This window comes from Natrinema halophilum, assembly GCF_013402815.2.
Classification (GTDB): domain Archaea; phylum Halobacteriota; class Halobacteria; order Halobacteriales; family Natrialbaceae; genus Natrinema; species Natrinema halophilum.
On record NZ_CP058601.1, the window covers coordinates 1,789,220 to 1,813,994 of the forward strand.

A 24,775-nucleotide genomic window follows, 5' to 3' on the forward strand; every position below is an offset into this window, starting at 1 on the left:
AACCTACAGGCGACGGTGACGGTGCCATATGCTGGTGAGAACGAAACAAAAGTAGTCGGGGGTCGTTTCTGAGGCTGACGTGCTGAACGAGAGTGGGGGTTGCGCTCGAGGAGAGAGCATACTGCCAAGACAAAACTGGTACCAGAACGGCTCACTGATCTGTTCGGCGAACCGAATAGCTGCGTTTCCGTTCGAGGGCGGCGAAAACGCGGGATCGAAATCGAGGGAGGAAGCCGTCAATCGTGCCCGTCGACCGAGAATCGCTTTAGTTCTGTGTTCGTCGTCTGCGCGGTGGATTTCTATCTCAGCGAGGATCGTGTCGGGAACGAAACGCCGTACCTAGCGAAGGGCAGCGGCAAGACGGATCGGCGAGCCGCATCGGTGCTTGCAAGATACGCGAGCGCGGACGCGTCGGCGACGGGGCTCATTCGTCGAGGACGGCCGCGATGTCAGCGCTCAGACGATCGTCCGTTAACTGGCGCTTGAGCACGCGGAAATTCTGTGCGGTCTCGTCACCGACGATCGCTTTCGTTTGCTCGAAGTCAAGCCTGTCCACGTAGTACGCGTTCGCGATTGCTTGCCGGACGCGTTCTTCGTCACTCGCGTTCTCGAGATACTCGCGAAGCGCTTCGATGAGGATATCGGTCCGGTTTTTCTCCGCTGCGACCGCATCAGCCTGTTCGATCAGCCGTTCAAGGGCGCGGAAGTGGACCTGGGTACTCGAGTCCATACGTACTCGATGGACACGTGGTTGCGTAAGCGTATGGCGTCCGTAGTAACATCTCACCTGAGACGGTTCGTCGGTTGGCCACTCCGTGGACAGCCGTCGTCTTCGGACGAGATGGACCGATTGTCTCAGTCGTGGACTGCCGAGAACTGCACGAGAGACGGACCAACGGCTACCGGTTAGGCAAACGACCGCTTCTGGGGTGGCGGTTCGGTGGTGGCCTGCGAGACGATGGCTCTCTCGAGGGGAAGTTCTGGGTGCTGTCCTCGGTCAGCCGCGGACGTCAGCTGTCTCCGGGGCCGACCGATCGGTTCCGCTCGTGTCGGTCGTGTTCCCCGGAGTCTCGGCATCCGACGGGAGGATGAGCCGCCGTTCGGTGTATTCGAGGCCGTTCTTTCGTTGGGTTCGCTTGTGGACCGCCAGCCGGTGTTTGGAGAGGTCCAGGATCGCGTCGATCGTTCGGGAGACGAGTTTCTTCGCGTAGGTCTCACTGGTCCCCGATTCCTGTCGGCGGATCCAGTGTTTCAGGTCACTCGCCTCGAGATATTCCGCGACTTCCTTGCAACCCTGTTTCCAGGGATCGTCGCCCACGTTCGGGTCGGTTCGCGCCTGCCAGAGTTTTGCGGCGAGTCGCGTCGGAAGAGCGTTCGTGGTGGCCCGGCGCATATCCTCGTCCATGCGCGCGAGTTGCTGGATCGGTAGGAGGTCGCCGTGTGCGAGTGCGGTTGTTTCTGATCGGTCCAGTGGATCCGCCTGGTCGGGCAGACGGTAGTACGTCTGTCCATCCGTCTTGATAACCCGCTCGAGCGTGCCGTCGGGGACATCGATTTCGTGAACGTCGACGTTTGTTTCCCGGAGGTGCGCGCCCTTCTCGAGTTCGCGCGCCTGCAACTCCTCGAGACGTGCCTTGTTCGCACCCGTTCGGTTGCGGGTGGCCTCCGCAAGCGCCTCGAGGCGCTCGATCTGGGTTTCGTCCGTCTCGAGGCGGTCTTCGAGTTGGGAGTGGGTGGTGTCGATGTCGTCTACGGACTGCTCAATAGTGCCGGTCCGTGACTCGAGCGTTTTAGTCTGGGACTCGAGCCCATCGGTCCGGGTCTCGAGATCATCGACGGAGTTCTCGAGTTCGTCCGCGTCGGCCTCGAGCGATTCGACAGTCTGCTCGAGTTCATCGATACGCACCGTAAGTCGATCGTTTTTCGCTCGGAGGGCCCGTAGCTCCTCGCAGAACACCTCGAGAAGGTCGTTTTCTAGCGTCCCGGTGTTCAGGGTCTCGAGTAACCGTTCCGCTTCGGTCGGCTCAGTCATCGCTCTCCTCCACCTCGTCGGTCTGGGTTTCGTCGCTGTGTCCGCCATTGTCGCCCCACTGCACCTGCTCGAGGGCCACCTCGATCGATCCGGTGAGCGACTCGGTCCCATCCGTCGGGTCAGTCTCCCTCGGAGCCCGCCACTCCTCGGTCTCGAGAAGGTCGCATTCTAGCAACTCGAGTTCCGCCCAAAGCTCGCGACAGTGGCGTTTTGCTCTCAGTCTGGTCCTCGGCTCGAGCGTCTCGTCGTCTGTGATGGTCTCGAGAAGGTCGGTTATCTTGGTGTCGAGGTGCTCGAGAATCGGTCGGTAGTCGGTTATCTGGTGCTGTGATTCGTCTTTTCGGTCGGGGCTTTCATTACCCCGTGAATCGTCGTTTGACATGGCTTCCGTAGGGTTGTTACGGGAGCTTCTCGCGGACTGGTGGGGCTAACACCGGTCCGCCGTTCTACGACTTACCCCGTTAGAGAGTCGTGTATGCTTCCGTGTTCGATACAATGCTCTTGCATGACATAAATCCTGACTACGAATGTGGTTTTGTACTAACTACGTAAGTAGTTCTGTCTCCTGTGAATAGTACCGATTTTTCCGTCGTGATAGCGGGATATTGTGAATAGATGGTAGAGCGGGTTCCATGGATGGCTCCTGTCGACTACGAGATCATGCTCTTTTTCGACGAGCATCCAATCCAGGTCTCTCCACGGGTTCTCGCAGCAAACGTCGATTACGATCGACAGTATGTGAGCAAACGGTGCAGGACACTCTCCGACGCCGGATTACTGACAGCAGTCGAGACCGGTCTCTATCAGCTGACAGAAACCGGACAGGAATATCTCGAGGGGGAACTCGTTGTGAGCGAACTCGAAATTGAAGAGTAACGTCGTTTGACCCCGTTTTAGAAGCCCGAAGGGCTCTGGGATAACTTTGTTCTGATGTATGTAGCCGGTCGGGACTTCGTGACTGCGCATGCCAATATTGTACACGCTTTCACCGGGCAATTACGAGAGCTTTGCTCGGGCTGGTGGGGTTAACACTGGCCGCTATTTCAGGATTTGCTAGCGACAATTTATACTGTTGCTTCTGGTTGATTTCCCAACGTCTTCTATATACTTACAGATAATCTTGTTTATACCACCATCCGATACAGTATAAACACTTAATTTAAAACAAGCCAAATTTATGTTCGTCAGTGGGACAACTACTTCGAATGTGACCCCGACCGGAGTGGATGTCTCTGAAAGACGGCCTTATTCTCGAATTTTTCGCGGAACATGACCTCGAACTGCCCGCAAAACCACTCTATCGGAATCTGAATCGACACGGTCACGAGATTGGGTATTCGACGGTTCGACAACGACTTGGAGTGCTTGAGGAGCACAGGCTGATAAAAATGTCGACGAAGCAGGCTATTATCAGGTGAGTTCGAAAGGAGGCGCGTATCTCGATGGCGAACTCGATGTGGGTGAGCCCGAGGCCACCGGTGAATCGCTAGACAACGGCGACTTCAGGCACTAGACACATAGTCCGATCCGCAACTCTGGTCAATTTCGGCTACAACTTCCAGCGAACACAAGCTGGCGAAGCAATTGAATTCAATCGCAGGCTGCTAATGCGGCGTAACTCAACATCCTATGTCGATTCACCACTGCCTTCCTGTCAAACGCATTCACTAGCGACGAGTGATCAGGGAGACTGGTCTTCTCGAGGTTGCTCTCCGTCAACATTTGTGGCACCTCGCTCAAGAAATCGAGTGCTTCGCAGTAGGACTTCGCCAAGTAAATCCGCAGACAATGCAGCGAAACGACCGCGTAGTTGGTGAATCCGCGGCCGCCCTGCAGGGCGGCGGATTCGCCTCGGACACCAGCAGCACTTTTAGCCAACGTCACTACTTTCTCCGTGAAGTGGTATTTTTTTGATATTGGATATCAAGTGCTTCCCGCTTCAACTGCATCGTTCTAGCGATCGAAGTCCACGCAGTCATGCGATTCACCAGAGCCTGAATCACACCATGTCCGGCGATTCACCACGGCTAATTCGAGTTTAATGTGAGTTCGGACCTGTCATCAGCCGAATGAGATAATCTACTTCGGGATGTCAGCGGGGTAGGCTGTGCCGGTCGAAGTACTCTCGGACGTAATCGTGATACGAGTCGGTCGCTTCCGTGACGAACCTTGCGTCCGAGTGTTGGTCATCTAAGTCGATTTCTTTATTGGGATACTGTGGTCGAACAAGGAACACGATGTTCACCGTGTGTCGACTCGGCGCACCAGTTGCATCGCTCGTATCCCAGAAGTGTTCGTGGACGCCGAGTTGTTCGATGATGTCAATCTCGAGTTGAAGTTCCTCGCGAGCGACCCGGTGACCCGCTTCCCTCAACGACTCTCCTTTATAAAGTCGGCTGCCTGGCCAGAACCACTCCCCTTTGGCCGGTTCGATTGCTCGTTTCACTAGAAGGATACCCTGGTCTGTGGAGACAACCACTTCCACACAAACCTGGGGCATAGTCTCGAGGAAGGTACAGAACGTGTTGTCCGGGACGTACTCGTCGTGGATTTCCATCTCAAATTCCTACAGAGCCGGCGTATTTGGTTGTTTGGAACCGCTGATTATCGCAGAGTTCTCGCTGTTGTATACACTTCTGAGACTATGGTCCGTTGAATTCACTTCTGGTAGATGAAATAAATCTGTATTTACCAGATAATATAAATTTTGCTGCTATTGTACCTCACTCAGAGTTAACTTTGGCGATCCATTCTCGCTTCGGACCGAACAATAAATAAGCTAGTAAACAACACGGGAACGTATTCAATGGATCTCAAAGAGCGGTTTCATGGAAGACCGGTTTTTGTCACTGGCGCAGACGGCTTCGTCGGGTCTCATTTGACGGAAAGACTTGTGGAGTACGACGCGAATGTCCACGTTTTCGTTCGAGCGACCTCCAGCGGCGAACTACGAAACATACGGCACCTTCAGGATAAGGTGACAGTTCATCGTGGTGATCTGCGAGACAAACACTCCGTAATGGAGGCGCTGCGCACACTTCAGGGTCATTCAGATATCATTATCTTTCACCTTGCTGCGCAAGCCCACGTCGGCGAATCTTGGGAACGGCCTTACGAAACAATCGATACAAACGTAACAGGAACGCTCAACCTCCTACAGTCCGTCGTCGACCTTGACCTTGATCTCTACAAGTTTGATACAGCAGGTACCTCCGAAGAGTACGGAAACGTCGACCGACAGATGCAGGACAAGCACGAGTACGACGATGACGGACGAGTCCTTTTGAGCGAGCGTTCACCGGTGAATCCAACTTCAGTCTATGCGACGTCGAAGCTCGCAGCCGACTTCCTTACGATGAACTACCATGATGCGTACGGGTTGCCGGGCGTGACCACAAGGATGTTCAACAACTACGGTCCGCGTCAGAATCCACGGTATATCACGGGGACTATCGTCACCCAAGCTCTGGAGCGCGATGTTGTTGAACTCGGGAACCTCAGGCCGAAGCGAGATATGTGCTTCGTCGAAGACGGCATTCGAGGACATATGCACGTCGCCCTCGAGGGGAACGCTGGCGAAGAATACGTCTACGGCTACGGCGAGAACGTCTCGATGCGGAACTGGACCGAATTGCTTCTTGAAGTCGGACGAGAAGAGGACTATTGGGACGAACCCGAAATCATCCAGCGTGACGAACGGTACCGCCCCGGCGACAGTGACGTCGAAGAGTTGCTGGTTGGTTACGAGAAGCTCAACGAGAAGACCGGCTGGAAGCCCGAAGTGAGTTGGCGGGAAGGGGCCCGCCGAACCATTGAGTGGTACGCGGGGAATACCGAGAAGTGGATGGGGCGGGTCGATTGGCGATGACGAACTGGCACCATGGAACCGCCGAGTATTGGAACGGGAAATCAGTGATGGTTACGGGCGGAGCTGGCTTCCTCGGTAGCCACCTAGTTGAGGAACTTCGGCGCCGCTCAGGCGACGTAGACGTTTTCGTCCCGCGTAGCGATGACTACGACCTCCGCGAGAAGAACGAGATACAGCAAGCTTTGGCCGACTCGAACCCCGACGTGGTTTTGCACCTCGCCGCGACTGTCGGCGGAATCGGTGCGAACCGGGACAACCCGGGGAAGTACTTCTACGAGAACGCGATAATGGGAATCGAGTTGTTGGAGCAGGCGCACCAGCATGGCGTCGACAAGTTCACCATTTTGGGAACGATCTGCTCGTATCCGAAGCACACGCCGGTCCCGTTCAGTGAGAAAGACCTATTCAACGGGTATCCGGAAGAGACGAACGCTCCGTATGGTATCGCCAAGAAGGCGTTGCTGACGCAGTCGCGTGCGTACCGGAAACAGTACGGATTCAACAGCATCTACCTGATGCCAGTCAATCTCTACGGTCCCCGGGACGATTTCAACCTCGAAACCTCACACGTGATTCCGGCGATCGTTCGAAAGTGCGTCGAGGCACGGGAATCCGGTGCTAACGCCATCACGGCGTGGGGTACCGGAGAACCAACGAGGGAATTCCTCTACGTCGAGGACGCCGCCGACGGAATTCTCACGGCGACAGAGCGGTACGACGAGTCCGATCCGGTTAATTTGGGATGTGGAAACGAATTGTCTATTCGAGCACTTATCGAGCAGGTCATGGATCTGACTGGCTTCGAAGGAGACATCGAGTGGGATACGTCGAAACCGGACGGCCAGCCTAGGCGGCGGCTGGATACTTCTCGGGCGAAAGAACGATTTGACTGGGTGGCCTCAACCGATTTCGAGACTGGACTTAGGCGCACAATCGACTGGTACGAGGAGCACAAAGATGAGCTATAACCCGTTTCAGATAGGGTTTCAACCTGACTATCCGAATCAACGATGTCTGATGCGAATCGATTAGAGCTCGATCTTATCGAAGTCTAAGAGATGCTGATGGTCGTCTTCAACGAACTTCTCGATCTTCGCCCGCAGTGCTGAATCGTCTACCGACGTCTCCGACAACAGACGTGCTGCGCGCTGCCAGATCTTGTCGACATCGTCTACCTCTGTCTTTGATATTTCGGGAATGTACTCACTGGGGACACGCATCAGTACAAAGAGCAGGTACGCCATGACGTTGGCGCGCTCCACTTGTCGTTCGGTGAGCGGCGGGAGGTCTCCAATGGTGTCGAGCAAGTCGAAGTACGCTTGCTTGGAATCCGGTTCATGTGCGAACCCGAACCCGGAGTAGTGACAGTCGCTCGCGACGATTGCCGGCGTACCGAGTGCAGGGAACTCGATACCTGCGGAGCCGCGAACGGTGAGAACGACGTCGGCGATTTCGTGGACGGCAGTTGTACTGACGTCGTCAGGCATGATTCGAACCGTGTGATTGTCGAAACCTGCGACCGCTTGGTCGAACTCGCCGTCGACCGTGTGTTTGCAGTCGAAGCGATCCGAGCCGGGATGGGGTTTGAGTATCCAGTTCGTGCTCGAGTCAGTGCGGACATGTTGGAGCGTCTCGCGCACCCAGGTGACGTAGTCACGGAACAACGACCCACGGAAGTGAGCGGCGTCAAGGAAGACGTGGGTCATGAGGACAGCAATCGGTTTTTCGGGATTGAGGTCGAGTTCGTCCACGAGCGTCTCGCGATCGATTATCGACTTGTCGTTCGAGTACGCTTTCGAGACGATGACATCGTCGTCATCGCCCGAGAGCCGGTCGTCGAAGTACGCACGACTCCGTTCGACTCCTTGTTCTCGGTGTTCGGTCCAGACACGTTCGAACGCTGCATCCGACGGACGGTTCGCTTGATTGTAGGTCTCGCTGATGTCGGTGAACCGCCGGATTGTGAAGCGCTTGGGTCCGAAGATGCGCTCGAAGACGTCGAGGTCCTCGTTGAGTGCAAGTCGGAGCAAGACACCTGACTTCGCGTATGACGCTTGGGCACCGATGACGGCCCGGATTTCGTTGTTCGAAAGCAGTCGGTCGTAATACCGCTCGTAGAGAACGGTGTCGAAGATGACTGGAAGAACGCTCTGAGACAGCGACTCTATTGTCCCGACATTGTGCTTCTTGAGGTATGTATTGTATATGAGGTCACCGATAAGGATGCCGTCGTATGTGACGTCAACGAGGTCCGCGATGGAGTCGACGGATGCGTAGATACGGCGGCTATCAGCGAGTGCGCAAGCGACCAGCGACGGTGACCGGAGACGACCGGCTATTGAGTACGTATTGGCGGATTCGTACGACTGGCAGATGTGACTAATGTCGCGGTCGTAGCGACGAAAGAGGAACGAAAGGTTGAGGTCCTTTGCTTCGGCGAGGTGCTTTCCTGCAACGGTGCCGGACAGCACGTACCCAGGGTGGTGCAAGGTGACGTCGGTCAGGAGTTCACCAGTCGATGCGCCGGCGTCAGTCCGACTCCAACTCTGGCGGTTCGCCTGGGCAAACGCTTGCGCTGACTTGGACAGTGTGACTACGTCGACAGCCCGACGAGGGAGGTCAGAGAGTGAGGAGACGTTCATTGTTACGTGAATTCGAAGATATCGGTAGATAGTGCTGTAGGGCGAATCTTATCAGTTTCGAAAGACAGGTACTTTGGCGACGGGACCAGTCGATGGCGAACGGATTGTACCCGCGAATGTGAATCGCCCGTGAAAGTCAACTATAGTTAGAATTCAAGCCCGCATAGGTTCGACTCGGCTTCCGGGGAATGCCCCGTGCCACTGAGAGAGGACCGAATCCCCGATTGGATCGTCTGGCGAGTGAGTACAACGTGGTGGTTTCCGTGGGATACGATCACAACCTTCCCGAATCCATCCCCTCGGTTCGGTCAGAAGGCCGCCTAAGATACATCTGCCGTGCCTACCAGACAACCGGGGGGAGCCCCCGATCTAATGGAGCATCATCGAAGAACGCCGATAGAGGTGACGTTACACTACATGGATGAATTGTTCGATACCGGCACATCTCATAGCAGTGCGTCGAGACCGAGTGCTGCGGTTCGAGAAAGGGACTCTACAGGCGACTAAAAGACCTACAGTTCGGCCAGTTCATCGACGTTTGGCCTGATGTCGATGAGGGATAGTGTCGATGGAACTTCAGCTGAAGGACGAAGGGGCTTACCATATGACTGAGGATTTTTTCGATCTCTGTGAACTCGGTATCGACAAGACAGTGGCCGTCCACGTATTCTTGAATCGACTGCATGCACTCTCATTTCCGCCGTTCGACAACAACGGAATCGAGGAGGGGGGAGAGACCTACTCCGTCAACATCTGGAAGGAAACGACTGACGTCGCTCCGGAAGGCAGGCACCTCTTGTCGTACTGACGGCGTGAAGTACCGCGGGAATAATCCATAAGACATCATCACTTAGACCGCACGTCCCAAAACGGGGCATGTGGTTGCAGTTGAATTTAATTCTCCGTGGAATCCTCGAATGGGTTTCCTGGAATTTACATCCGAACACCCGCAGAGTGTGTATGATTGTCGGCAGATCCGCCCTGTCCGACAGTACCAATCTCACAACGCCGTTGACGTAGATTTTGAGAAATGCCGCAGTTCCAACCGAACGACCGCTTCACGTTACGGTCTGTGATGCCTATGACGGCCGTTACTAGTTTGGACGAAAACATGATTTGATGACTCTTTAGAGGGGGGTTCACCTTCCGAAGTAAAGTCCGGAGGCAATCGCCCTGCTCCACCGGTAGAAATTGGTCCAGTTGTGCCAGGCCGAGAGCCGCTTGTATGTCGCTGACGTTGTAGGTGGAGCAGAGTCCTTCAGTGGCCTGATATCAGGATTCGTCCTCATGACCGTCAAGACCACAATTCATGTCGAACGATCGGAGTCGCCGTAGTCTGGATGCCAGTTCGTCAACGGCAGTTACTACCACGTCCCGCTACGACAGTCATGATATTCTTGACAGGATGAAAGAGAAGAAATTGTTACTTATATGACTATATATTGTGGATGAGAGTAATATCCAACAAGCTTTTGTCTTATCTATTTATAAAGTGGACATGAACTCTCGGAAAACACCCTCTAGATTGAAAAGGAAGCTAAAACCAGCATATGTCCGTTGGTTGTCGGCAGCGGCTGCCTTATAAGCAGACTTGCCGCCCGCCTCTAACCAACCAAGTGAGAGTGCACCTAATCACATCGCTGTCCTTGTTGTCGAGGTATTGCGTCCCGATCATATTCCGGATATCGGCCTCGATTTACTACTGCTATCACGCCTGGTACATGGACATTCCCTGCTGTGACGTGCGTCCACACGGGAACTTATCCTCACGAACACAGGTCGAATACTATCCTCCAATCGGATGGAAATTCATCAAAACAAATACCAGAGCAATCAGATAGAGAGTATATTTCGGAACAGTTCGCTTCTTACAGATATGATACATTTGCAGGATGTGGGTTCTTGGTTCCATTCATGGCAATTCGCGGCCGCTACCACAAACACAAGGTGATGCCCCATTCCCCGGCGAATATGGTGAATTCGGTCTATGAAAAATGGCGAAAAGGTCGAGATCAAACGTTCGCATATCTCCACTATGCTGATCTTCACAGCCCGTTAGACCCTCCAAAGGAATACATAGCCGACAGAAGCGTCGATAAATCTATACCCAACCTGACCGAGTGGGATTACACCTCTACCTTTGATAAGAATAGAGAAGACTGTGTGAAATACCGAAAACACCGTCTTCGGTTGTGTGGTGTTGCATTCGATTTCCTCACCGATGAACTCCACTCTTTCCTTGACACATTTGAAGATGACACATTTATTATCATTACGGGCAATCACGGCGAATCTCACTGGGAACACCCGGAGCTGGCGAAATCTTTCACCGATAGTCGTCCTCTTACGGTGCTGGACATGGCGGGACACCATGGGATGCGACATCTCGCGTCCCACTTGCGATTTCTGGCCCGAATGAACAATTGCAGACACCAACAAGTGGATGGCCAAGTTTAATTGATCTAAAGCCCACTCTTACCACCCTTATTTCAGATGAAAATCTGGACGGTCAATCTTGGACATCTCCTATTCCGAATGACCGACCAGTCATCACGGAAGCCGCTACTATGGCACTGAACGCAAAGCAGTATACCAAGGAAAGAAGAAGTTGATCTGTTCTAGAGCTGATTCTGTAAAATTAGAGGGTGAAGTTAACACACACAAGCAATAAGAAGTATTATCGCAAGTAGAGAAACCTACCCTGGAGCGCTTCCTCCCAGAGGTGTGGAATGAATTTGGTAATGGGCAAAAGATCAGCCAGTTGGCTGAGTCGAGATTGGAAGCTCTTGGTTACAAAAGTTGACTCTTAACATGTTTGATACTCGTTAATATGCTGTCTCAAGTCAAGACACTTATGGCAGCGAATTTCCGTTGTGGAAAATCGGAATGTATCATTACACTACCATTGAGGATACGGTTATTACTTCGCTCATTCCAGAACCGTTCAAATTCCGCTCTGTTGCGTTAATGATGGGCACCCAGATCCCGAAGTCAGTCGCCGTCATCGACGCCACACCGCCGAACAATGCCTGGGACTCACCGCCAAACGGACCGAGGTTAAAGGTCTTAACTCCACAGACATCAATATCTCTTGTCACCTCCTCGGTTTCGGCGTAGTCAAAGACACCAGGCCTCTCTGATGGGGGCAGATGACCGGTGGTTGTCAGTTACTGAGAGCTCACCGTTGATGACACAGGTGTCGTCGTGTGATACGTCGGCCGCAATCACCAATGTCGTCATTTGTGATGCTGATGTACGGAAATCTACGCGAGCCTCCTGTGTCTTGACGCTAACAGACCCGATAGTGAGTCCTCCCTCGATTTTTGCAAATTGAGCCATTCTGAAATGGGACGGGCCTTCACCATCGCTGTTCCATCGTATACCCTCGGTGTTTGAGTCACTAAGCATCTCTATGAGAGTGTTCTAGATGACGCTCGCGTCGGTCCCGCCCAACTTGATGCCGTAGGAGCGGCCGGCGCTTCCCGACCCCTGTACGTCGATTTATTCCCCACTCACACTAACGGTGTTTCTGTCTCCGATATGTATCGCGGCACCATCGTCAGCACCCCTCAAATGTCTTGATGTGGACCGCACGTGAGTCCCACTCACTCGACGTGCCTGCCGTACTTGTCCTTGAGTCATACGTATGGAGAATGACCGCCCGTGCGCATTGTTCCCCATACTGTTAGACAATATTCCGAACGGTGTGCTTTCAGCGTGGACACCATATCTAGTGCGCCCCTCAAATACACTCCGGGTATTGGCATGTCCCGGACACCGGACGACTTTGTATTCGTTGGGCCGTCCAAAGACACTAGGTCCGATACGTGACAGTGGCCGTTGAAGTCGATGCCGATCATCCTGCCTCTTTAATCACGTCAGACGCGGAACTGCCGGAGCCGTTAGCTGCTCCCTGATACGTCAGAAAAATATCAACAGTATCCTTAACGTCGGTCGCGTCGAAACTATCGGTCATGATCCCGCTGGAGCGCACTTGACGGGAACCGACGGCAGTTCTATGACTGCGGTCGTTGATATTTTCCGATTAAGCCTATGAATATGTTCTTGTTTCACCCGCTCTGAGACTGGATTGCGTACAGTTCGGCGTACTGTCCGCCCTTTTCCATCAGATCCTGATGTGACCCTTCCTCGACGATTCGCCCATCCTCAATCGTGTATATCCGGTCCGCGTTCTTGACGGTAGACAGGCGGTGCGCGATACCAACCATTGCGTACTCGCGGTCCATGCTCTCGATCGCGGTCTGTACCTCCTTCTCGAGACTTGAATCGAGGTTACTGGTTGCTTCGTCAAGGACGAGAACGTCGGCTTCTTTCAGGAGTGCTCGAGCAAGGGAGACGCGTTGTCGTTGGCCACCGGAAAGTCGAACACCGTCGTCGCCGAGTTGCGTATCCAGGCCATCGGACAGGTCGTCCAAGAACTCGTTTACCTTTGAGATCCGACATACTTCTTCGAGTTGACCGTCGGAGACATCTCGATTCCCGATAGTGAGATTATAGCGCAGCGTCTCATTGAAAATGAACGGATCCTGTTGTACGACAGCGATTTGAGACCTCCAGGCTTCGACATTCATCTCGCCAATAGAGATGTCATTGACCAATATCGCTCCGTCATCTGGTTCATACATCCGTGCGAGTAGTGAGACGATTGTCGACTTGCCAGCGCCAGATTGTCCAACAAACCCAACGAACTCGTCGCGCTTGAACTCGAATGAGACACTCCGTAGTGCTAGGTCATCCTGCCCAGCATACGCGAATTCAACGTCATCGAACTCAACAGACTCGACGGCCTCAGGGACCGGCTCCGTTGTGTCGTCGATTTCGCTGTGCGCTTTAAGCTCGTTGATGAACTCTTGCATCCGGATCAAATGTGGCAGGTCGTTTTCTATCTTATAGAAAATCGAATTAATGTTGCTAGCCTTTGGACCGAGGCGGAACATCGCGAATAGGAAGATGCCGAGCGATCCCAACGACAAGTCAGCGTACGCGATAGCGAGATAGATGAGGACAAACACCGCGACAGCGGTGAGGAGATTGTAGAAGTTTCGGATCGCCTGTTGGTTGCGACGCAGTCGGATGCTGGCGTCAGCGAACTGATTGACCGCGGCTTCGAAGTCTCTGAACAGCTCGTCTTTCAGGCCAAATAGCTTCGTGTCGCGAATACCCTGCGTGCCTGCCTGTGCGGTCTGCTGAACTCGTTCGTTCGCGTCAGCGACCTGCTCACCGAGCTCGTACCCGGGCTCTACGACGAAACGGAAAAGCAGGGAGAAACCGCCCAAGAACGCGATAGCAAAAATTGCGAGGGATGGCGACATGACGAAGGCGACAATGAAGTACATTCCTGTTAAAAAACCCTGTTCGAGAAAGTTTACGACTTCCCGAATGACTTGTCCCGCGTACTCAGCCTGTGTGACGATTGCATTCAGAATGTCATCGGAGCCTTCGCGATCAAAATATTCGACGTTTGCGTCGAGGGCATTTCCGAACGAGTCGCTTTGTATCTCTCGCGTATAGTCTACGACCAGCGCACCTCGTAGCCAGCGAACGACGAACGTGAGCGACCACCGTATCGTTAAAACGATGCTGACGCCCACAATGACGTATCCGAGCTCAAATGGAACGCCGAGCAACTCGTAGAAGTTGACGAACAAGAGGAGGATACCGTCAGCTTCGGCGGTAGGGTTCCCGGATGACTGTATCAGCTCCACGATTGGGAGGATAAAGCTTAATCCGATACCCTCGAGTAACGCTGCAACCATGCCGCCTATTACTATACCGGTTGCAAACAGCGGCCTGTATCGTGCAACTCGAAGCAACGCGGCCAGTTGTTCCTTTCTGCTGACGCTCTTCACGTCGGTCATTATTAAGGCTGCCAAACTCTATTCTTAAATAAACTCCGAGTTGACCGGCCCCAGTGACGATCGCCAACCGGATTATGTAAGTTGATGAGCGCGAAATAGTCCCGCATGATTACCCTACGCGAAATCTACAAGGGCCTCCGGAAACCGCGTCTCAGATTCTTTGAGCTATACCGAAGGTTTGACAGGTATGTACTCGGAAATAAGCCAGTCTCGATGCCAGATGAGGACTGGGATACGCTGGTAATCCTCGACGCCTGCCGGTACGACCTGATGGCGGAGCTCGACCCGTTTGACGCGCCCGTCGAACAAAAGACGTCGCCGTCGACGTACACGCTGGGATACCTCCGGGAGACGTTCGGCGACGCCGACTTCCCCGAGATCGTATTCGTGACCGCAAACCCGAACTTCGAGTCGATACCGGCCCGCTTCCACGAACGCGTGACGCTCTGGGACGACGAGTGGGACGAAAACGTGGGCGTCACACCTCCCGAGGCCGTCACCGAGGCGGCGATCGAGACGTATCAGGAGTACCCCCACAAGCGGCTGATCGTTCACTATATGCAGCCACACTATCCATTCATCGGAGACCTCGGCCGACAGCTCGCAGAAGAGGGAACGATTCATTACGAGTACGCGCACGGCGATGACTTCTGGAGACAACTCGAACAGGACGATGTCGACGAGGCCTGCATCTGGGACGCTTACAAGGAGAACCTGGAACTGGTGATTCCCCACGTCGAGGACCTCCTCGAAGCAGTGCCCGGTCGAACTGTCGTTACCTCGGATCACGGGAACGAGTTCGGACGATTCGGCATCTATGGCCATCCTGATGGTGCTCATTCGCCGGGGCTCGTACGCATTCCCTGGGTCGTCCTCGACGATCAAGAGCGGCGGTCGACCACGTCAGGAACCGCGACCGCTGGTCCCATAGGTGAGGACGACGTCGTCGCCCAACGGCTGGCAGATCTCGGGTACGCAGACACGTGAATGTGTGCCCGACGTGTCGACCGAGCGTCGAATTCGAAAGGCGACACTACACGTGGGATGGTTGCACCGGTCAGAACACCCTGGTCTAGAACGCAGTCGATTCGGGTTGAATGGTCGCCGTTCGCCGCATTACGCCAGGAACTAGGAGAAAGCAAAGATGATATATACGCGTCTTTTCAATCACAGTAAACTGATGAGGATTTTCTATGATGGGGTTATATTCACTCGCCAACAGTTCGGTGGCATCAATCGAATCTACGAACGGCTAGCCACAGAGTTGCCAACGGTCGCACCCGATTCGGTGCTCCGGACGTTCCGGTTCCCGTCGACGCTTGACTCCCATCCGTTCCTCACGCAATCCCGATATCTCATCCCGAAGTTGGGAGGCGTTCTTCGGGAACTCGACGAGCGCATATTCCTGCCCCGGGCGGTCAACAAGTTCGACCCCGATATCTACCACACGTCGTACTTCCGTCTCCCAGCGGACATCAACGCACCATCGGTCGTGACCGTCTATGATATGATCCACGAACGGTTCGCCGACGAGTTGGGGAACGCCGAAGCGACGTCGGCGATGAAGCAAGCGAGCGTGGAGCGTGCCGATCACGTAATCGCAATCTCGAAGTGCACGAAGGATGATCTCGTGAAGTACTTCGATATAGCTCCAGAGAAGGTGAGCGTCATCCATCTGGCGGCCGATCCGGTGTTCGAACCGGTTGACGACTCCACAGTCTCTCGATTGCGAGCGGAGTATGACCTCCCGGAGCAGTTCCTCCTCTACGTCGGTCGGCGAGGCGGCTACAAGAACTTCGATACTCTCCTAGAGGCGTACGCCGACTGGGAGTACGCCGAAGACGTGTCTCTTGTCTGCGTAGGTGGCGGTGAGAAGTGGAGCAACGCAGAAGCTGAGACGATACGACAGGCGAACCTAGAGGAGTCGACGCAATTGATCACCTGGGTCGACGACAACGAGCTGCGGTCGTTCTACACAGCAGCGACAGCGTTCGTCTATCCCTCACGGTACGAGGGGTTCGGTATTCCGCCTCTCGAGGCGATGCAGTGCGAGACGCCGGTCGTCGCGTCGAACGTCTCTGCCATCCCGGAAGTCGTTGGGGAGGCTGGTACGTACGTCGACCCGGATGACCCCGCAGACATCAGGCGGGCGTTGTCCGAGGTCATCTTAGACCCTGAGTATCGTGAACTACTTGTAGAGCGAGGACTTCGTCAAGCGAAAGCCTTCGACTGGCAGCAGACAACGCGACAGACCTACCAGGTATACGAAAACATTCATGACTAATACCACACTGATAACGGGCGTTACAGGCTTCGTCGGAAGCCATTTACTCGACAGATTGGCCGATTCCGACCGAGACCTGTACGGCGTCGTCCGAGAGAGCAGTTCGTTGGAGTACTGCCGAGATCACCGTGCAGACATCGACCTCCGAACGTGTAATCTCGTCGACGGGCCTGCAGTGTTCGAACTCTTGGAAGACGTTGCGCCGGACCACATATACCACCTCGCTGGACAGAGTTCAGTGAAGTCTAGCTGGGACAGCACGTACTCCCTAATCAACAACAACATCGTCGCGACGTTGAACATATTGGAGGGCGTTCGCCAGGCAGAGTCTATCGATCCCCGAGTGCTCCTCGCTTGCTCGTCGGAACAGTACGGCCTAGTGGATGCGGACGCGCTCCCGGTGACCGAATCGATGGCCCTGAACCCGGTGAGTCCGTACGCGGTCAGCAAGTCTGCGGTCGACATGTTCGGCTTTCAATACTACAAGAGCCACGGGGTCAAGACGATCCGGACGCGAGCATTCAATCACACCGGGCCGCGTCGCCCAGACAAGTACGCACTCAGTGATTTCGCGAAGCAGATTGTGGAAATCGAGAACGAGATGAGCGATTCGAACCACATCCACGTGGGGAACCTCAGTGCCGTCCGGGATTACACCGACGTTCGGGACGTCGTCAAAGCATACGAGTTAGCGATGTGCGAATGCTCTTCGGGGGAGGCGTACAACATCTGCTCAATGACTGGGTATACAATCCGTGAACTGCTCGACAGATTAATCGAACTGAGCGGGGAGGACATCACTGTCGTTCAGGAGGACGAGAGAATACGCCCAGTAGACGTCCCGGAACTCGTCGGGGACTGCGCGAAGTTTGAGGCGAAGACAGGATGGGGTCCTGAGTACACGATCAAGGAGACGCTTGGCGATCTCCTCCAGTATTGGAGGAGAGAAATGGACGTGTAACGGCGTCGAGCAGAACCGTTCTCTGCAACCGTCCGAATGGCGCTGACACACTCGCTGACGAAGCCTCAACCCTATCGAATCCAAAGAAGTGAGAAGAACCAACTCCTTCCAGAGCTTTTAATAAAATGGTCGAAAGAGAATTGGTGACTTAATGAATTTTCGGTCTATCGATGAAAAGGGATCGCAGGGGATCTTCGGCGCGCTCAACGAGGTGGACAACGTCTGCGTCTTCATGGCGGATGCCCTCCGATGGGACCACCTCCCGGAATCAATCGCCGAACGGGGGCTAACGGTGAAGACAATCGCCGCGTCACTTACGACGCACACGAGTGTGCCGACGATGCTCACCGGACTTTGGCCGCGGCACCATGGGGTCTTGTCCCGGCAGCATCAGATACCAGACGTCCCAAACCTTCTAGATATCCCTGACCTCGACGATGGATATTATATGCCAGGCGACGAATCTGTTGTCGACGACGGCACGTTTTCAGTGCTCAAGATCGAGGAACGGCGCGAACTCGGAAGGCTTGACTCCCCGTGGACGTACTTCGAACGGCATCATGGCGGACACGTTCCGTTCGAGGCCGCAGGATGGGAAGGCTCCTGGGATGAGTTCGTTGAAGAGTTCGCCGGGAACATCGAGAAACACAGACACTGGTACGAGAAAGCGGTGTCGGGGACTGTCGAGGACTTCGAGGATAGGCTGGCGACGATTCGCGAGCGTGGGGAGGAATCGAACACGCTCATCGTATTCACTAGCGACCACGGGGAGTACCTCGGTGAGGCGGGGCTCGTCGACCATAGTTCGCCGATGCGACCGGAGGGCGTGTACGTGCCAACGGTATTCATCCACCCCGATATCCCTGCAGGGACGAAGGCAGACCACGTGATGCGCCACGTCGACCTGTTCCCGACGATACTGGACAGCCTCGATCAACCGACTCCCGAGCACCTCGACGGAGAGAGCTTGTCCCGGAGCTCGCCATCCCGCGGCTATTCGCTCTCAACCTCGAACGTATACTTCGGTGGGAAGCCACGGCACGTGTACGAAAGCGCCGGCATCTGGGATGCAGACGGCGGGTGGGTTCGCAACCAGACGGCACTCCACCACCGGGCACTGATGGCGTTGGGCTTGCTCGCCGGCCGTCGATGGAAGTCGAAGAACATACGTCGATCACTGGAGAAGTATCCACAGGCCGTCGGCCATTACGTGCGGTCCAGAGAGCAGTTCGGCGATCCTAGATTCTCGTTCGAAGAGGCAGTCGCGGACATTGAGGCGATCGAGTCCGTCTCACCAGTTTCAGACAAAGATCTGACTGATTTGAGCGAGGATACCGAGGAACGACTACAGGATCTGGGATACCTGTAGCATGGCGCGACAAACTCTCAGATTCGACTTGATCCAATGACGTCCGTTTCAATCGTCACACCGTCGTACAATCAAGCACAGTTCATCAGAGAGACGCTTGAGTCGGTCCGCCAGCAAACCTACAGCAACCTGACGCACATCGTCGTTGATGGGAAGTCGGACGACGGGACCGTCGACATTCTGAGCGAGTATGACAATATCGAGTGGAGTTCTGAGCCGGACCGTGGGCAGACACACGCTATCAACAAAGGGTTCGAGCGGGCGGACGGGGACATCGTTGGCTGGCTGAATTCTGACGACCTCTACACGTACAGGAGTACGGTCGAAGAGGTCGTGGACGTGTTCGACCGGAGCAATGCCGATATCGTCTTCGGGCACGCGATAACTATCGGCCCAGATAGCGAGCTGCTGCGGTCACACTACATTCCACCATTTGATCGGAACAAGCTAAAGCGCCACTGTTATATCGTACAACCGTCCGTCTTCTTCCGCGATCATGTGGTTGCGGAAAACTGTCTAAACGAGGACCGCGAGTACTCGATGGATTACGAGTTCTGGCTCGATCTGGCCGACCAGTACGAGTGGTATCGGTACGACGCTATCGTAGCCGCAGACCGGAATCATAAGGGCCGGAAGATAATCCGGGACGCGGAAGCATCGTACGCAGATACAGTACAACTCCGCAAGGAACGAGGAATAGGCGATAATCGGGCATTCGCCGTCCGACAGACACTGGACAAATTAGACTTACGGTGGCGACGCGTCCGGATACTCCCCAGACTTCTAGAGCTATACCGAGAGCCAATCGAGCGGTTCGCGTTCGACATCATCCGACCGCCGCTATCGTCGGTGATCCGAACGCAACTGTGGCAGCGAAAGAAGCAACTCTGAAAATCGTCCTTGATACTACCTCTCGACGTGTATGTGCCGTCTTCTGACTGGGGAATTAACTGGGCGCTACAAGGTCAGGTGTGCAATAGTTGAGTGATGCGCTAGCTGTCGAGGAGAGACACCGGCAGGACTATAACCGATAGTCAACCTCGAATCAGTACAAGCCCGTCAAATCCACAAGAGAGATGGTTACGTTCTATCCTGCCGCAATATTCATCGTTCCGCTCGTCGTTTGTGCACTCTACAATCGGAGATGGATCCATTGGGCATTCGTATTGACTGTCCCCTTCTTCGCAGTTGTTGTCTTCGAATTCGCGGGACATCGTTTCACACTTCCAGAAGTCGCTGTCATCCTCCTCGGAGTCAATCATCTCGGTCATGTTACGAGGCATAACATGGACATCGTTCTGGAAAAAAGATCCCTGGTTTTCGCGACGTCGTTCCTCTTCATCGGTGTCGTCTCCTCGGCAGTACTGCTCGTATTTCCGAGTGAGCAAATGACGCATCCCTACAATGCAGGAGCCTGGATTGTCTTCGAAACGGAACCACTCCTGTACTCTCGGGACAACTTCACACAGACGGTACTCCGTATCTTCTCGTTCGGGAGCATGTTCGTCATCGCGACCGCGTTCACCAAAGAGTTGATCGCTAAGTCCATCCGGTTGCTCGTTCTCGAGGGCGTGTTCGTTGGTGCCTTCGGAGTGGCGTACCAACTTTCGATCCTTTTTGGGTTCCCACTCATTGAGGCTTCACAGTGGTTTGGGTTAGTCAGCATAAAATACATTCGTCCGTTCCTCGGCCCACTCCCACAGATGATGTCGGTTCCCGGAGAACCAGGATACACAGCCATTTATTTCCTATTTCTGCTCAGCCTGATTATTCCGGTTGCGATATCCGGTCAGGAAAGAATCCTCTCCAATCGCGAGTCAGTGTTTTTCGGGTCGTTGTTCGTTTGTTTCCTTATTTTAACCGGAGCGGGAACAGGGTTCGGAGGCCTTGTCATTCTCAGTATCGTCTTGTTTACATATTATACATTCGTCAAGGACACCCTGCCGTCGTTTGGGCGATTTGTGCGGTTTGGTTTTCAAACTTCGATACCGGCACTGGTGGTTGCGCTCGTGGTGATGGAGGATCCTATTGGGACGGCGAGCGTAGTGATTCAAGAGTTGACGTTCCGAGGTGGGTCAGGGCCCATCCGCGCACACTCAATGGCATTCGCACTAGACCTGTTCCAGACTAGACCCCTCATTGGATACGGGTTCGGTTCGTACTACGGTGCGTCAGTCGTGGGGACAATTCTTGTCTCAACCGGCGTCATCGGCGTTACTCTGTTCGTAGCGTTTCACTTATTCATTGTCCGCGATTTGATTCAACTTGAGCAGACGATCGACATACCTCCGTTGGAGTCCAGTCTAGCCCGGACACTCGCAATCTCGCTTACGGCCCTTTTCGCGACGATGCTCGTCGCAAAATCTATCACTGCGATATTTTTCCCTTGGTACTGGATGGCTGTCGGCTTCGGAATCGCGCTTCTCACCGAAACATATAAAAGGTGAACTGGAGATGCGTAATCAGGTGTATCGTTATAAGATACAGACTTATCGCTGACGTATGTTCCACCGGCGAACGAACGTTGTCGTAGCAGCCTTGATTGATCCTTCCACCGTCGCTAATCCTTGAGCAGCCTCCGATATAACCGTTGATGTTGAGCTATGACGACATCAGTTGAGAACTGCCGGACTGCTCGGTAGCGCGCGTTCTCACCCAACGTCTTTAACCGGTTTGTGTCGTCGCACAGCCATCGAATTCCTTCCGCAAGCGCTGTGGGTGTATTAGGGGGCGCCAAAAAGCCGGTCTGCTTGTGATCGACGATGTCTCGAAGGCCAGACGTGTCGAACGCGGCAACCGGCGTCCCACACGCCATCGCTTCAGATGCGGTCTGCCCAAATGACTCGACTTTTGAGGGGACGACGACGATATCAGCGGCACTATACGCGCTGACAAGTTCGTCGTCGGTGAGGAATCCCAAGTTCTTCGTCTCAAACTTCTGCAGAACAGAGTCTTTCGAGAGGGGTCCTTCAGCGCCGAAAATAGCGATACAAAAATCATCAGTATCGTTGTGTGCTGCGATGAATTCCAACGCTTCGACAAGTTCGGTGTACCCTTTCCTGTCGTCAGTCGTTGAGTTCAGGGCGCCGAACATGAGAACCCTCTTGCCCGCGGGCAGGTCGAAACGTCGACAGGCACTCTGTCTGCTTACCGGCGAGTAGAAATCAGTGTTGATCGCATTTGGAATGACAGTGACGTCTGGCGACTCGAAGAGCGTACTCTCTCTGACGCGGTCGGCCATCCACTCGGATGGCGCGATGAAATGTATCTCGCAATCACGCCAGGCGTCTCTCTTCCGCTTGAATTGGCGCCGAGCGAGATCATTCGGTGCCTCGCTATCCAATTGGGGGCACGCCCCACAGCCAGTGGTCATAGCGAACTTGTCACACTCTTGATTATAGTGGCATCCGCCAGTGATCGGCCACATATCATGAAGCGTCCAGACGAGCGGCGAATCAATCTCAACGAGAGTTCCCGGTTCAAGATAACCTGCGACCCAGTGCAAATGGATGAGGTCCGCTCGCTCGATTTCGGCGTTGTTCCCGATACCATCCGGTAGCCAGACTGGAGTGAACTTTCCTGTAATATTCCCACCACGAAGGTACACAGGAAGAAGAGGAAGGTGGTTGATGTAGTATCGAGCGTGTGAGAGGGCAGAACCGACCGTCGAGTCTCGGCCAATTACGGAGGAATTGGTACCCTGCTTAATCTGAACGAGCACACGAGAATCGATGTCTGAACCCGTAAATCCTGCATGCAACCTAGTCATTGCTCTTGCAGCACCGCCCTTTTTGTCATAGCTGCTGACGTGGAGAACCTGAATATCAGTCATTGGCTAGAGGTAATGTCAGATCGGACAGAATTTTATTTGTTCGGGACCGATGAGCATGGCAGTTACCAATTAGCGGGTAGGAATATGATTGCAGATGAAACTTTCTTGGCATTGCAGTCGTGCCAAAGGACCTCTTCACCATAGAAATGGCGGAAAGAATGTCCGACGGTACCAACGTGTGTACTGGCAAAATATTTACTTCACCTTTTCTGGCCTTAATGTGGGCGACATAAGATGAGGGCTTGGAAGTGAACTCAGAGAAATCCTCGAACTATATATTGATCTGGCGTTACGAAGAGATAAGTACATGAAACCACATCTAGAATAGGGTCTTGTGAATATCTCGATTGTCACTGCGGTCTATAACGATCCTCGGGTTGAGCGATGTCTTCGTTCAATCAAAAACCAACGCGACGTCTCCGAGGTAGAGACGATCGTGGTAGACGGTCTGTCGACGGACGCGACCGTTGATGTTTTGGACTCTGAGAGCGATGTGATTGACACACTAATTCGAGAGGAAGACAACGGGATTTACGACGCGATGAACAAGGGGATTGCCGCTGCGAACGGCGACGTCATTGGTATCTTGAACGCCGACGATTATTATGCCGACGAATACGTAGTACGGGATGTCTTGGAGCGGATGTCGGAGACAAGAGCTCGTACATGCTATGGCAACCTAGTCTACGTCAACGAATCAGATACGCCTGTGCGGTACTGGAAGAGTGGCAAATTCTCCCCTAGTCGATTCAAATTTGGCTGGATGCCCCCTCATCCGGCATTTTTCGTGGAGGCGAGCGTGTATGAAGAGTATGGTATGTTCGATCTCAACTTCGATATCGCTGCTGACTATGAACTTATACTGCGATTCTTAATGAAACACGAGGTTTCTACGACGTACCTCGACAGGGTGTTGGTTCACATGTCAAACGGAGGAACCAGCAATGAGTCGGTACAAAACATCATTCGGTCGAACGTGGAAGCGTACAAAGCGTGGCAGAAGAATGGACTCACCGGTGGATTGCTTGCTCCGGTTTTGAAACCAGCTCGGAAGCCCTACCAGTATATTTCCGCTTGGATAAAAGAATTCAGTCAGACCCCCTGAACGGTCTGCAGATGCCAAGGTACCGACTCAAACCCAGTCGAGGTGTCAACGACAAGAGAGCAATTGTCTAGTTGAGTCAGTTTGAGGAACGAGCGGGTCGTTGATTTTCTTGTCCAGAGATGCTTTCAGACCTGCTCAGCGAGACCTATGACGTGGAGTTAAAAGAATCTTGAGAGAACGAGCGGACGGAGACGTCCAACGAGGCGTTCGCCGTCCGCTTCCATCAGATCGGCTGTTCGCTCAAAGAGACAACAACGATTCACCCGGAATTAGGCGTTGAGCGCTCACATGGTGCTGTCTGGAACTGAGTACATCGGCAATCTGACAGCGGTTACGACCCGCTTGAGGCGAAGTCGAAGCGGGTCGCAGGCATCGAGACCGCTGTCAAGATCAACGCGATTGGTCTTGATTATACGCTGCAATAGACATAGAGACAAAGCTGATTTTCGACGTCGCGTTGTTTGGTCGGCACGGTACCGACCCGGCAGCTGCGTTCCTCCATCGACTCAAGGAGACCATGATCTCTCAGGTGCTTAGTTTCCCGTCCATCAATTCGGCTATCGGCTGCCCTTGCTCAAGTGGGACTGAGCGGTCGGGTCACCTATGCCAATCGAAACCTGATTGAAAAGGAGTTTCACTCAAAATGCGGGTCGACCGCCTCCACAACTCGTAGGTGGGCAATCGGGCCAGCATCCGCAGTGGCCTGAACAGTTCATATATTACTACAACCTCAGCGACCCCGCCAAACTCTCGATGGAAAGACGCAGTTGAGGAGGTGCAGAACTAGACCGTATCAACTTATC

19 protein-coding genes and 3 pseudogenes are annotated in these 24,775 nt (G+C 53.9%); 14 read left to right on the forward strand and 8 right to left on the reverse strand.

The window, feature by feature from the left end:
- Positions 1–424: 424 nt before the first annotated feature.
- From HYG82_RS29475 to HYG82_RS29485, 3 genes are all read right to left on the reverse strand, one after another.
- Positions 425–730, reverse strand: coding sequence for a hypothetical protein (locus HYG82_RS29475; protein ID WP_179260643.1), 306 nt, complete (start codon positions 728–730; stop codon positions 425–427).
- A gap of 267 nt (positions 731–997) precedes the next feature.
- Complete coding sequence (locus tag HYG82_RS29480) at positions 998–2,032, reverse strand: DUF8008 family protein (protein WP_235217863.1); 1,035 nt, start codon at positions 2,030–2,032, stop codon at positions 998–1,000.
- The gene (locus HYG82_RS29485) at positions 2,025–2,414 is read right to left on the reverse strand and encodes a hypothetical protein (RefSeq protein WP_179260644.1); all 390 of its coding nucleotides are present in this window, start codon (positions 2,412–2,414) and stop codon (positions 2,025–2,027) included. Before HYG82_RS29485 ends, HYG82_RS29480 begins: the two co-directional genes overlap by 8 nt.
- A 233-nt stretch (positions 2,415–2,647) precedes the next feature.
- Here HYG82_RS29485 and HYG82_RS29490 point away from each other — a divergent pair, with 233 nt between their 5' ends.
- Complete coding sequence (locus HYG82_RS29490) at positions 2,648–2,908, forward strand: helix-turn-helix domain-containing protein (protein ID WP_179260645.1); 261 nt, start codon at positions 2,648–2,650, stop codon at positions 2,906–2,908.
- 350 nt (positions 2,909–3,258) lie between these two features.
- Positions 3,259–3,545, forward strand: a pseudogene (locus HYG82_RS29495) (winged-helix domain-containing protein).
- 137 nt (positions 3,546–3,682) lie between these two features.
- Here the strand turns inward: HYG82_RS29495 and HYG82_RS29500 are convergent.
- Together HYG82_RS29500 and HYG82_RS29505 are read right to left on the reverse strand one after the other, a co-directional pair.
- Positions 3,683–3,949: pseudogene (locus HYG82_RS29500) on the reverse strand (IS5/IS1182 family transposase); the annotation flags it as partial.
- 175 nt (positions 3,950–4,124) lie between these two features.
- The gene (locus HYG82_RS29505; protein WP_179260646.1) at positions 4,125–4,589 is read right to left on the reverse strand and encodes an NUDIX domain-containing protein; all 465 of its coding nucleotides are present in this window, start codon (positions 4,587–4,589) and stop codon (positions 4,125–4,127) included.
- 249 nt (positions 4,590–4,838) lie between these two features.
- Between HYG82_RS29505 and HYG82_RS29510 the strand changes: the two genes are divergently transcribed.
- Together HYG82_RS29510 and HYG82_RS29515 are read left to right on the forward strand one after the other, a co-directional pair.
- Positions 4,839–5,900 carry a GDP-mannose 4,6-dehydratase gene (locus HYG82_RS29510; RefSeq protein WP_179260647.1) on the forward strand — a complete coding sequence of 354 codons (1,062 nt, stop codon included), beginning with the start codon at positions 4,839–4,841 and terminating at the stop codon, positions 5,898–5,900.
- Entirely contained in the window at positions 5,897–6,868 is a 972-nt protein-coding gene (locus HYG82_RS29515; RefSeq protein ID WP_179260648.1) for a GDP-L-fucose synthase family protein, read from the forward strand. The genes HYG82_RS29510 and HYG82_RS29515 overlap by 4 nt, the downstream gene beginning before the upstream one ends.
- A 60-nt stretch (positions 6,869–6,928) precedes the next feature.
- Here the strand turns inward: HYG82_RS29515 and HYG82_RS29520 are convergent, their stop codons facing one another.
- Complete coding sequence (locus HYG82_RS29520) at positions 6,929–8,542, reverse strand: hypothetical protein (RefSeq protein WP_179260649.1); 1,614 nt, start codon at positions 8,540–8,542, stop codon at positions 6,929–6,931.
- A gap of 604 nt (positions 8,543–9,146) precedes the next feature.
- Here HYG82_RS29520 and HYG82_RS29525 point away from each other — a divergent pair.
- Both HYG82_RS29525 and HYG82_RS29530 read left to right on the forward strand, forming a co-directional pair.
- On the forward strand, positions 9,147–9,350 hold the full coding sequence (locus HYG82_RS29525; protein ID WP_179260650.1) for a hypothetical protein: 204 nt from the start codon (positions 9,147–9,149) through the stop codon (positions 9,348–9,350).
- 1,106 nt (positions 9,351–10,456) lie between these two features.
- Complete coding sequence (locus HYG82_RS29530) at positions 10,457–10,999, forward strand: hypothetical protein (RefSeq protein WP_179260651.1); 543 nt, start codon at positions 10,457–10,459, stop codon at positions 10,997–10,999.
- 1,613 nt (positions 11,000–12,612) lie between these two features.
- Here HYG82_RS29530 and HYG82_RS29535 read toward each other — a convergent pair.
- The gene (locus HYG82_RS29535) at positions 12,613–14,421 is read right to left on the reverse strand and encodes an ABC transporter ATP-binding protein (RefSeq protein ID WP_179260652.1); all 1,809 of its coding nucleotides are present in this window, start codon (positions 14,419–14,421) and stop codon (positions 12,613–12,615) included.
- Positions 14,422–14,634: 213 nt separating this feature from the next.
- On the opposite strand from HYG82_RS29535, the gene HYG82_RS29540 reads away from it, so the two are divergent.
- From HYG82_RS29540 to HYG82_RS29565, 6 genes are all read left to right on the forward strand, one after another.
- On the forward strand, positions 14,635–15,408 hold the full coding sequence (locus HYG82_RS29540; protein ID WP_179260653.1) for an alkaline phosphatase family protein: 774 nt from the start codon (positions 14,635–14,637) through the stop codon (positions 15,406–15,408).
- Positions 15,409–15,601: 193 nt separating this feature from the next.
- Entirely contained in the window at positions 15,602–16,705 is a 1,104-nt protein-coding gene (locus tag HYG82_RS29545; protein WP_179260654.1) for a glycosyltransferase family 4 protein, read from the forward strand.
- Positions 16,698–17,666 (forward strand): GDP-mannose 4,6-dehydratase, encoded by a 969-nt coding sequence (locus tag HYG82_RS29550; protein WP_179260655.1) that lies wholly within the window; start codon positions 16,698–16,700, stop codon positions 17,664–17,666. Before HYG82_RS29545 ends, HYG82_RS29550 begins: the two co-directional genes overlap by 8 nt.
- Before the next feature lie 151 nt (positions 17,667–17,817).
- Positions 17,818–19,035 (forward strand): sulfatase-like hydrolase/transferase, encoded by a 1,218-nt coding sequence (locus HYG82_RS29555; protein WP_179260656.1) that lies wholly within the window; start codon positions 17,818–17,820, stop codon positions 19,033–19,035.
- Between the two features lie 36 nt (positions 19,036–19,071).
- Positions 19,072–19,926: a glycosyltransferase family 2 protein gene (locus tag HYG82_RS29560; RefSeq protein WP_179260657.1), complete on the forward strand. Its 855-nt coding sequence runs from the start codon at positions 19,072–19,074 to the stop codon at positions 19,924–19,926.
- A gap of 395 nt (positions 19,927–20,321) precedes the next feature.
- Positions 20,322–21,482, forward strand: a complete 1,161-nt coding sequence (locus HYG82_RS29565; RefSeq protein WP_179260658.1) for a hypothetical protein — start codon at positions 20,322–20,324, stop codon at positions 21,480–21,482.
- Between the two features lie 113 nt (positions 21,483–21,595).
- On the opposite strand, the gene HYG82_RS29570 is transcribed toward HYG82_RS29565, so the two are convergent.
- Positions 21,596–22,867: a glycosyltransferase family 4 protein gene (locus tag HYG82_RS29570; RefSeq protein WP_179260659.1), complete on the reverse strand. Its 1,272-nt coding sequence runs from the start codon at positions 22,865–22,867 to the stop codon at positions 21,596–21,598.
- A 334-nt stretch (positions 22,868–23,201) separates the two neighbouring features.
- Between HYG82_RS29570 and HYG82_RS29575 the strand changes: the two genes are divergently transcribed.
- Complete coding sequence (locus HYG82_RS29575; protein WP_179260660.1) at positions 23,202–23,972, forward strand: glycosyltransferase family 2 protein; 771 nt, start codon at positions 23,202–23,204, stop codon at positions 23,970–23,972.
- A gap of 119 nt (positions 23,973–24,091) precedes the next feature.
- A pseudogene (locus HYG82_RS29580) lies at positions 24,092–24,759 on the forward strand (transposase domain-containing protein).
- The last annotated feature ends 16 nt before the right edge of the window (positions 24,760–24,775 follow it).

Bases quoted from the DNA above. Each gene is read 5' to 3' on its own strand.
- HYG82_RS29515 (WP_179260648.1), top strand. From the start codon at position 5,897: ATGACGAACTGGCACCATGGAACCGCCGAGTATTGGAACGGGAAATCA.
- HYG82_RS29565 (WP_179260658.1), top strand. From the start codon at position 20,322: ATGGACATCGTTCTGGAAAAAAGATCCCTGGTTTTCGCGACGTCGTTC.
- HYG82_RS29555 (WP_179260656.1), top strand. From the start codon at position 17,818: ATGAATTTTCGGTCTATCGATGAAAAGGGATCGCAGGGGATCTTCGGC.
- HYG82_RS29560 (WP_179260657.1), top strand. From the start codon at position 19,072: ATGACGTCCGTTTCAATCGTCACACCGTCGTACAATCAAGCACAGTTC.
- HYG82_RS29530 (WP_179260651.1), top strand. From the start codon at position 10,457: ATGGCAATTCGCGGCCGCTACCACAAACACAAGGTGATGCCCCATTCC.
- HYG82_RS29505 (WP_179260646.1), bottom strand. From the start codon at position 4,589: ATGGAAATCCACGACGAGTACGTCCCGGACAACACGTTCTGTACCTTC.
- HYG82_RS29520 (WP_179260649.1), bottom strand. From the start codon at position 8,542: ATGAACGTCTCCTCACTCTCTGACCTCCCTCGTCGGGCTGTCGACGTA.
- HYG82_RS29485 (WP_179260644.1), bottom strand. From the start codon at position 2,414: ATGTCAAACGACGATTCACGGGGTAATGAAAGCCCCGACCGAAAAGAC.
- HYG82_RS29535 (WP_179260652.1), bottom strand. From the start codon at position 14,421: ATGACCGACGTGAAGAGCGTCAGCAGAAAGGAACAACTGGCCGCGTTG.
- HYG82_RS29490 (WP_179260645.1), top strand. From the start codon at position 2,648: ATGGTAGAGCGGGTTCCATGGATGGCTCCTGTCGACTACGAGATCATG.
- HYG82_RS29545 (WP_179260654.1), top strand. From the start codon at position 15,602: ATGAGGATTTTCTATGATGGGGTTATATTCACTCGCCAACAGTTCGGT.
- HYG82_RS29510 (WP_179260647.1), top strand. From the start codon at position 4,839: ATGGATCTCAAAGAGCGGTTTCATGGAAGACCGGTTTTTGTCACTGGC.
- HYG82_RS29525 (WP_179260650.1), top strand. From the start codon at position 9,147: ATGACTGAGGATTTTTTCGATCTCTGTGAACTCGGTATCGACAAGACA.
- HYG82_RS29480 (WP_235217863.1), bottom strand. From the start codon at position 2,032: ATGACTGAGCCGACCGAAGCGGAACGGTTACTCGAGACCCTGAACACC.
- HYG82_RS29570 (WP_179260659.1), bottom strand. From the start codon at position 22,867: ATGACTGATATTCAGGTTCTCCACGTCAGCAGCTATGACAAAAAGGGC.
- HYG82_RS29540 (WP_179260653.1), top strand. From the start codon at position 14,635: ATGCCAGATGAGGACTGGGATACGCTGGTAATCCTCGACGCCTGCCGG.
- HYG82_RS29475 (WP_179260643.1), bottom strand. From the start codon at position 730: ATGGACTCGAGTACCCAGGTCCACTTCCGCGCCCTTGAACGGCTGATC.
- HYG82_RS29550 (WP_179260655.1), top strand. From the start codon at position 16,698: ATGACTAATACCACACTGATAACGGGCGTTACAGGCTTCGTCGGAAGC.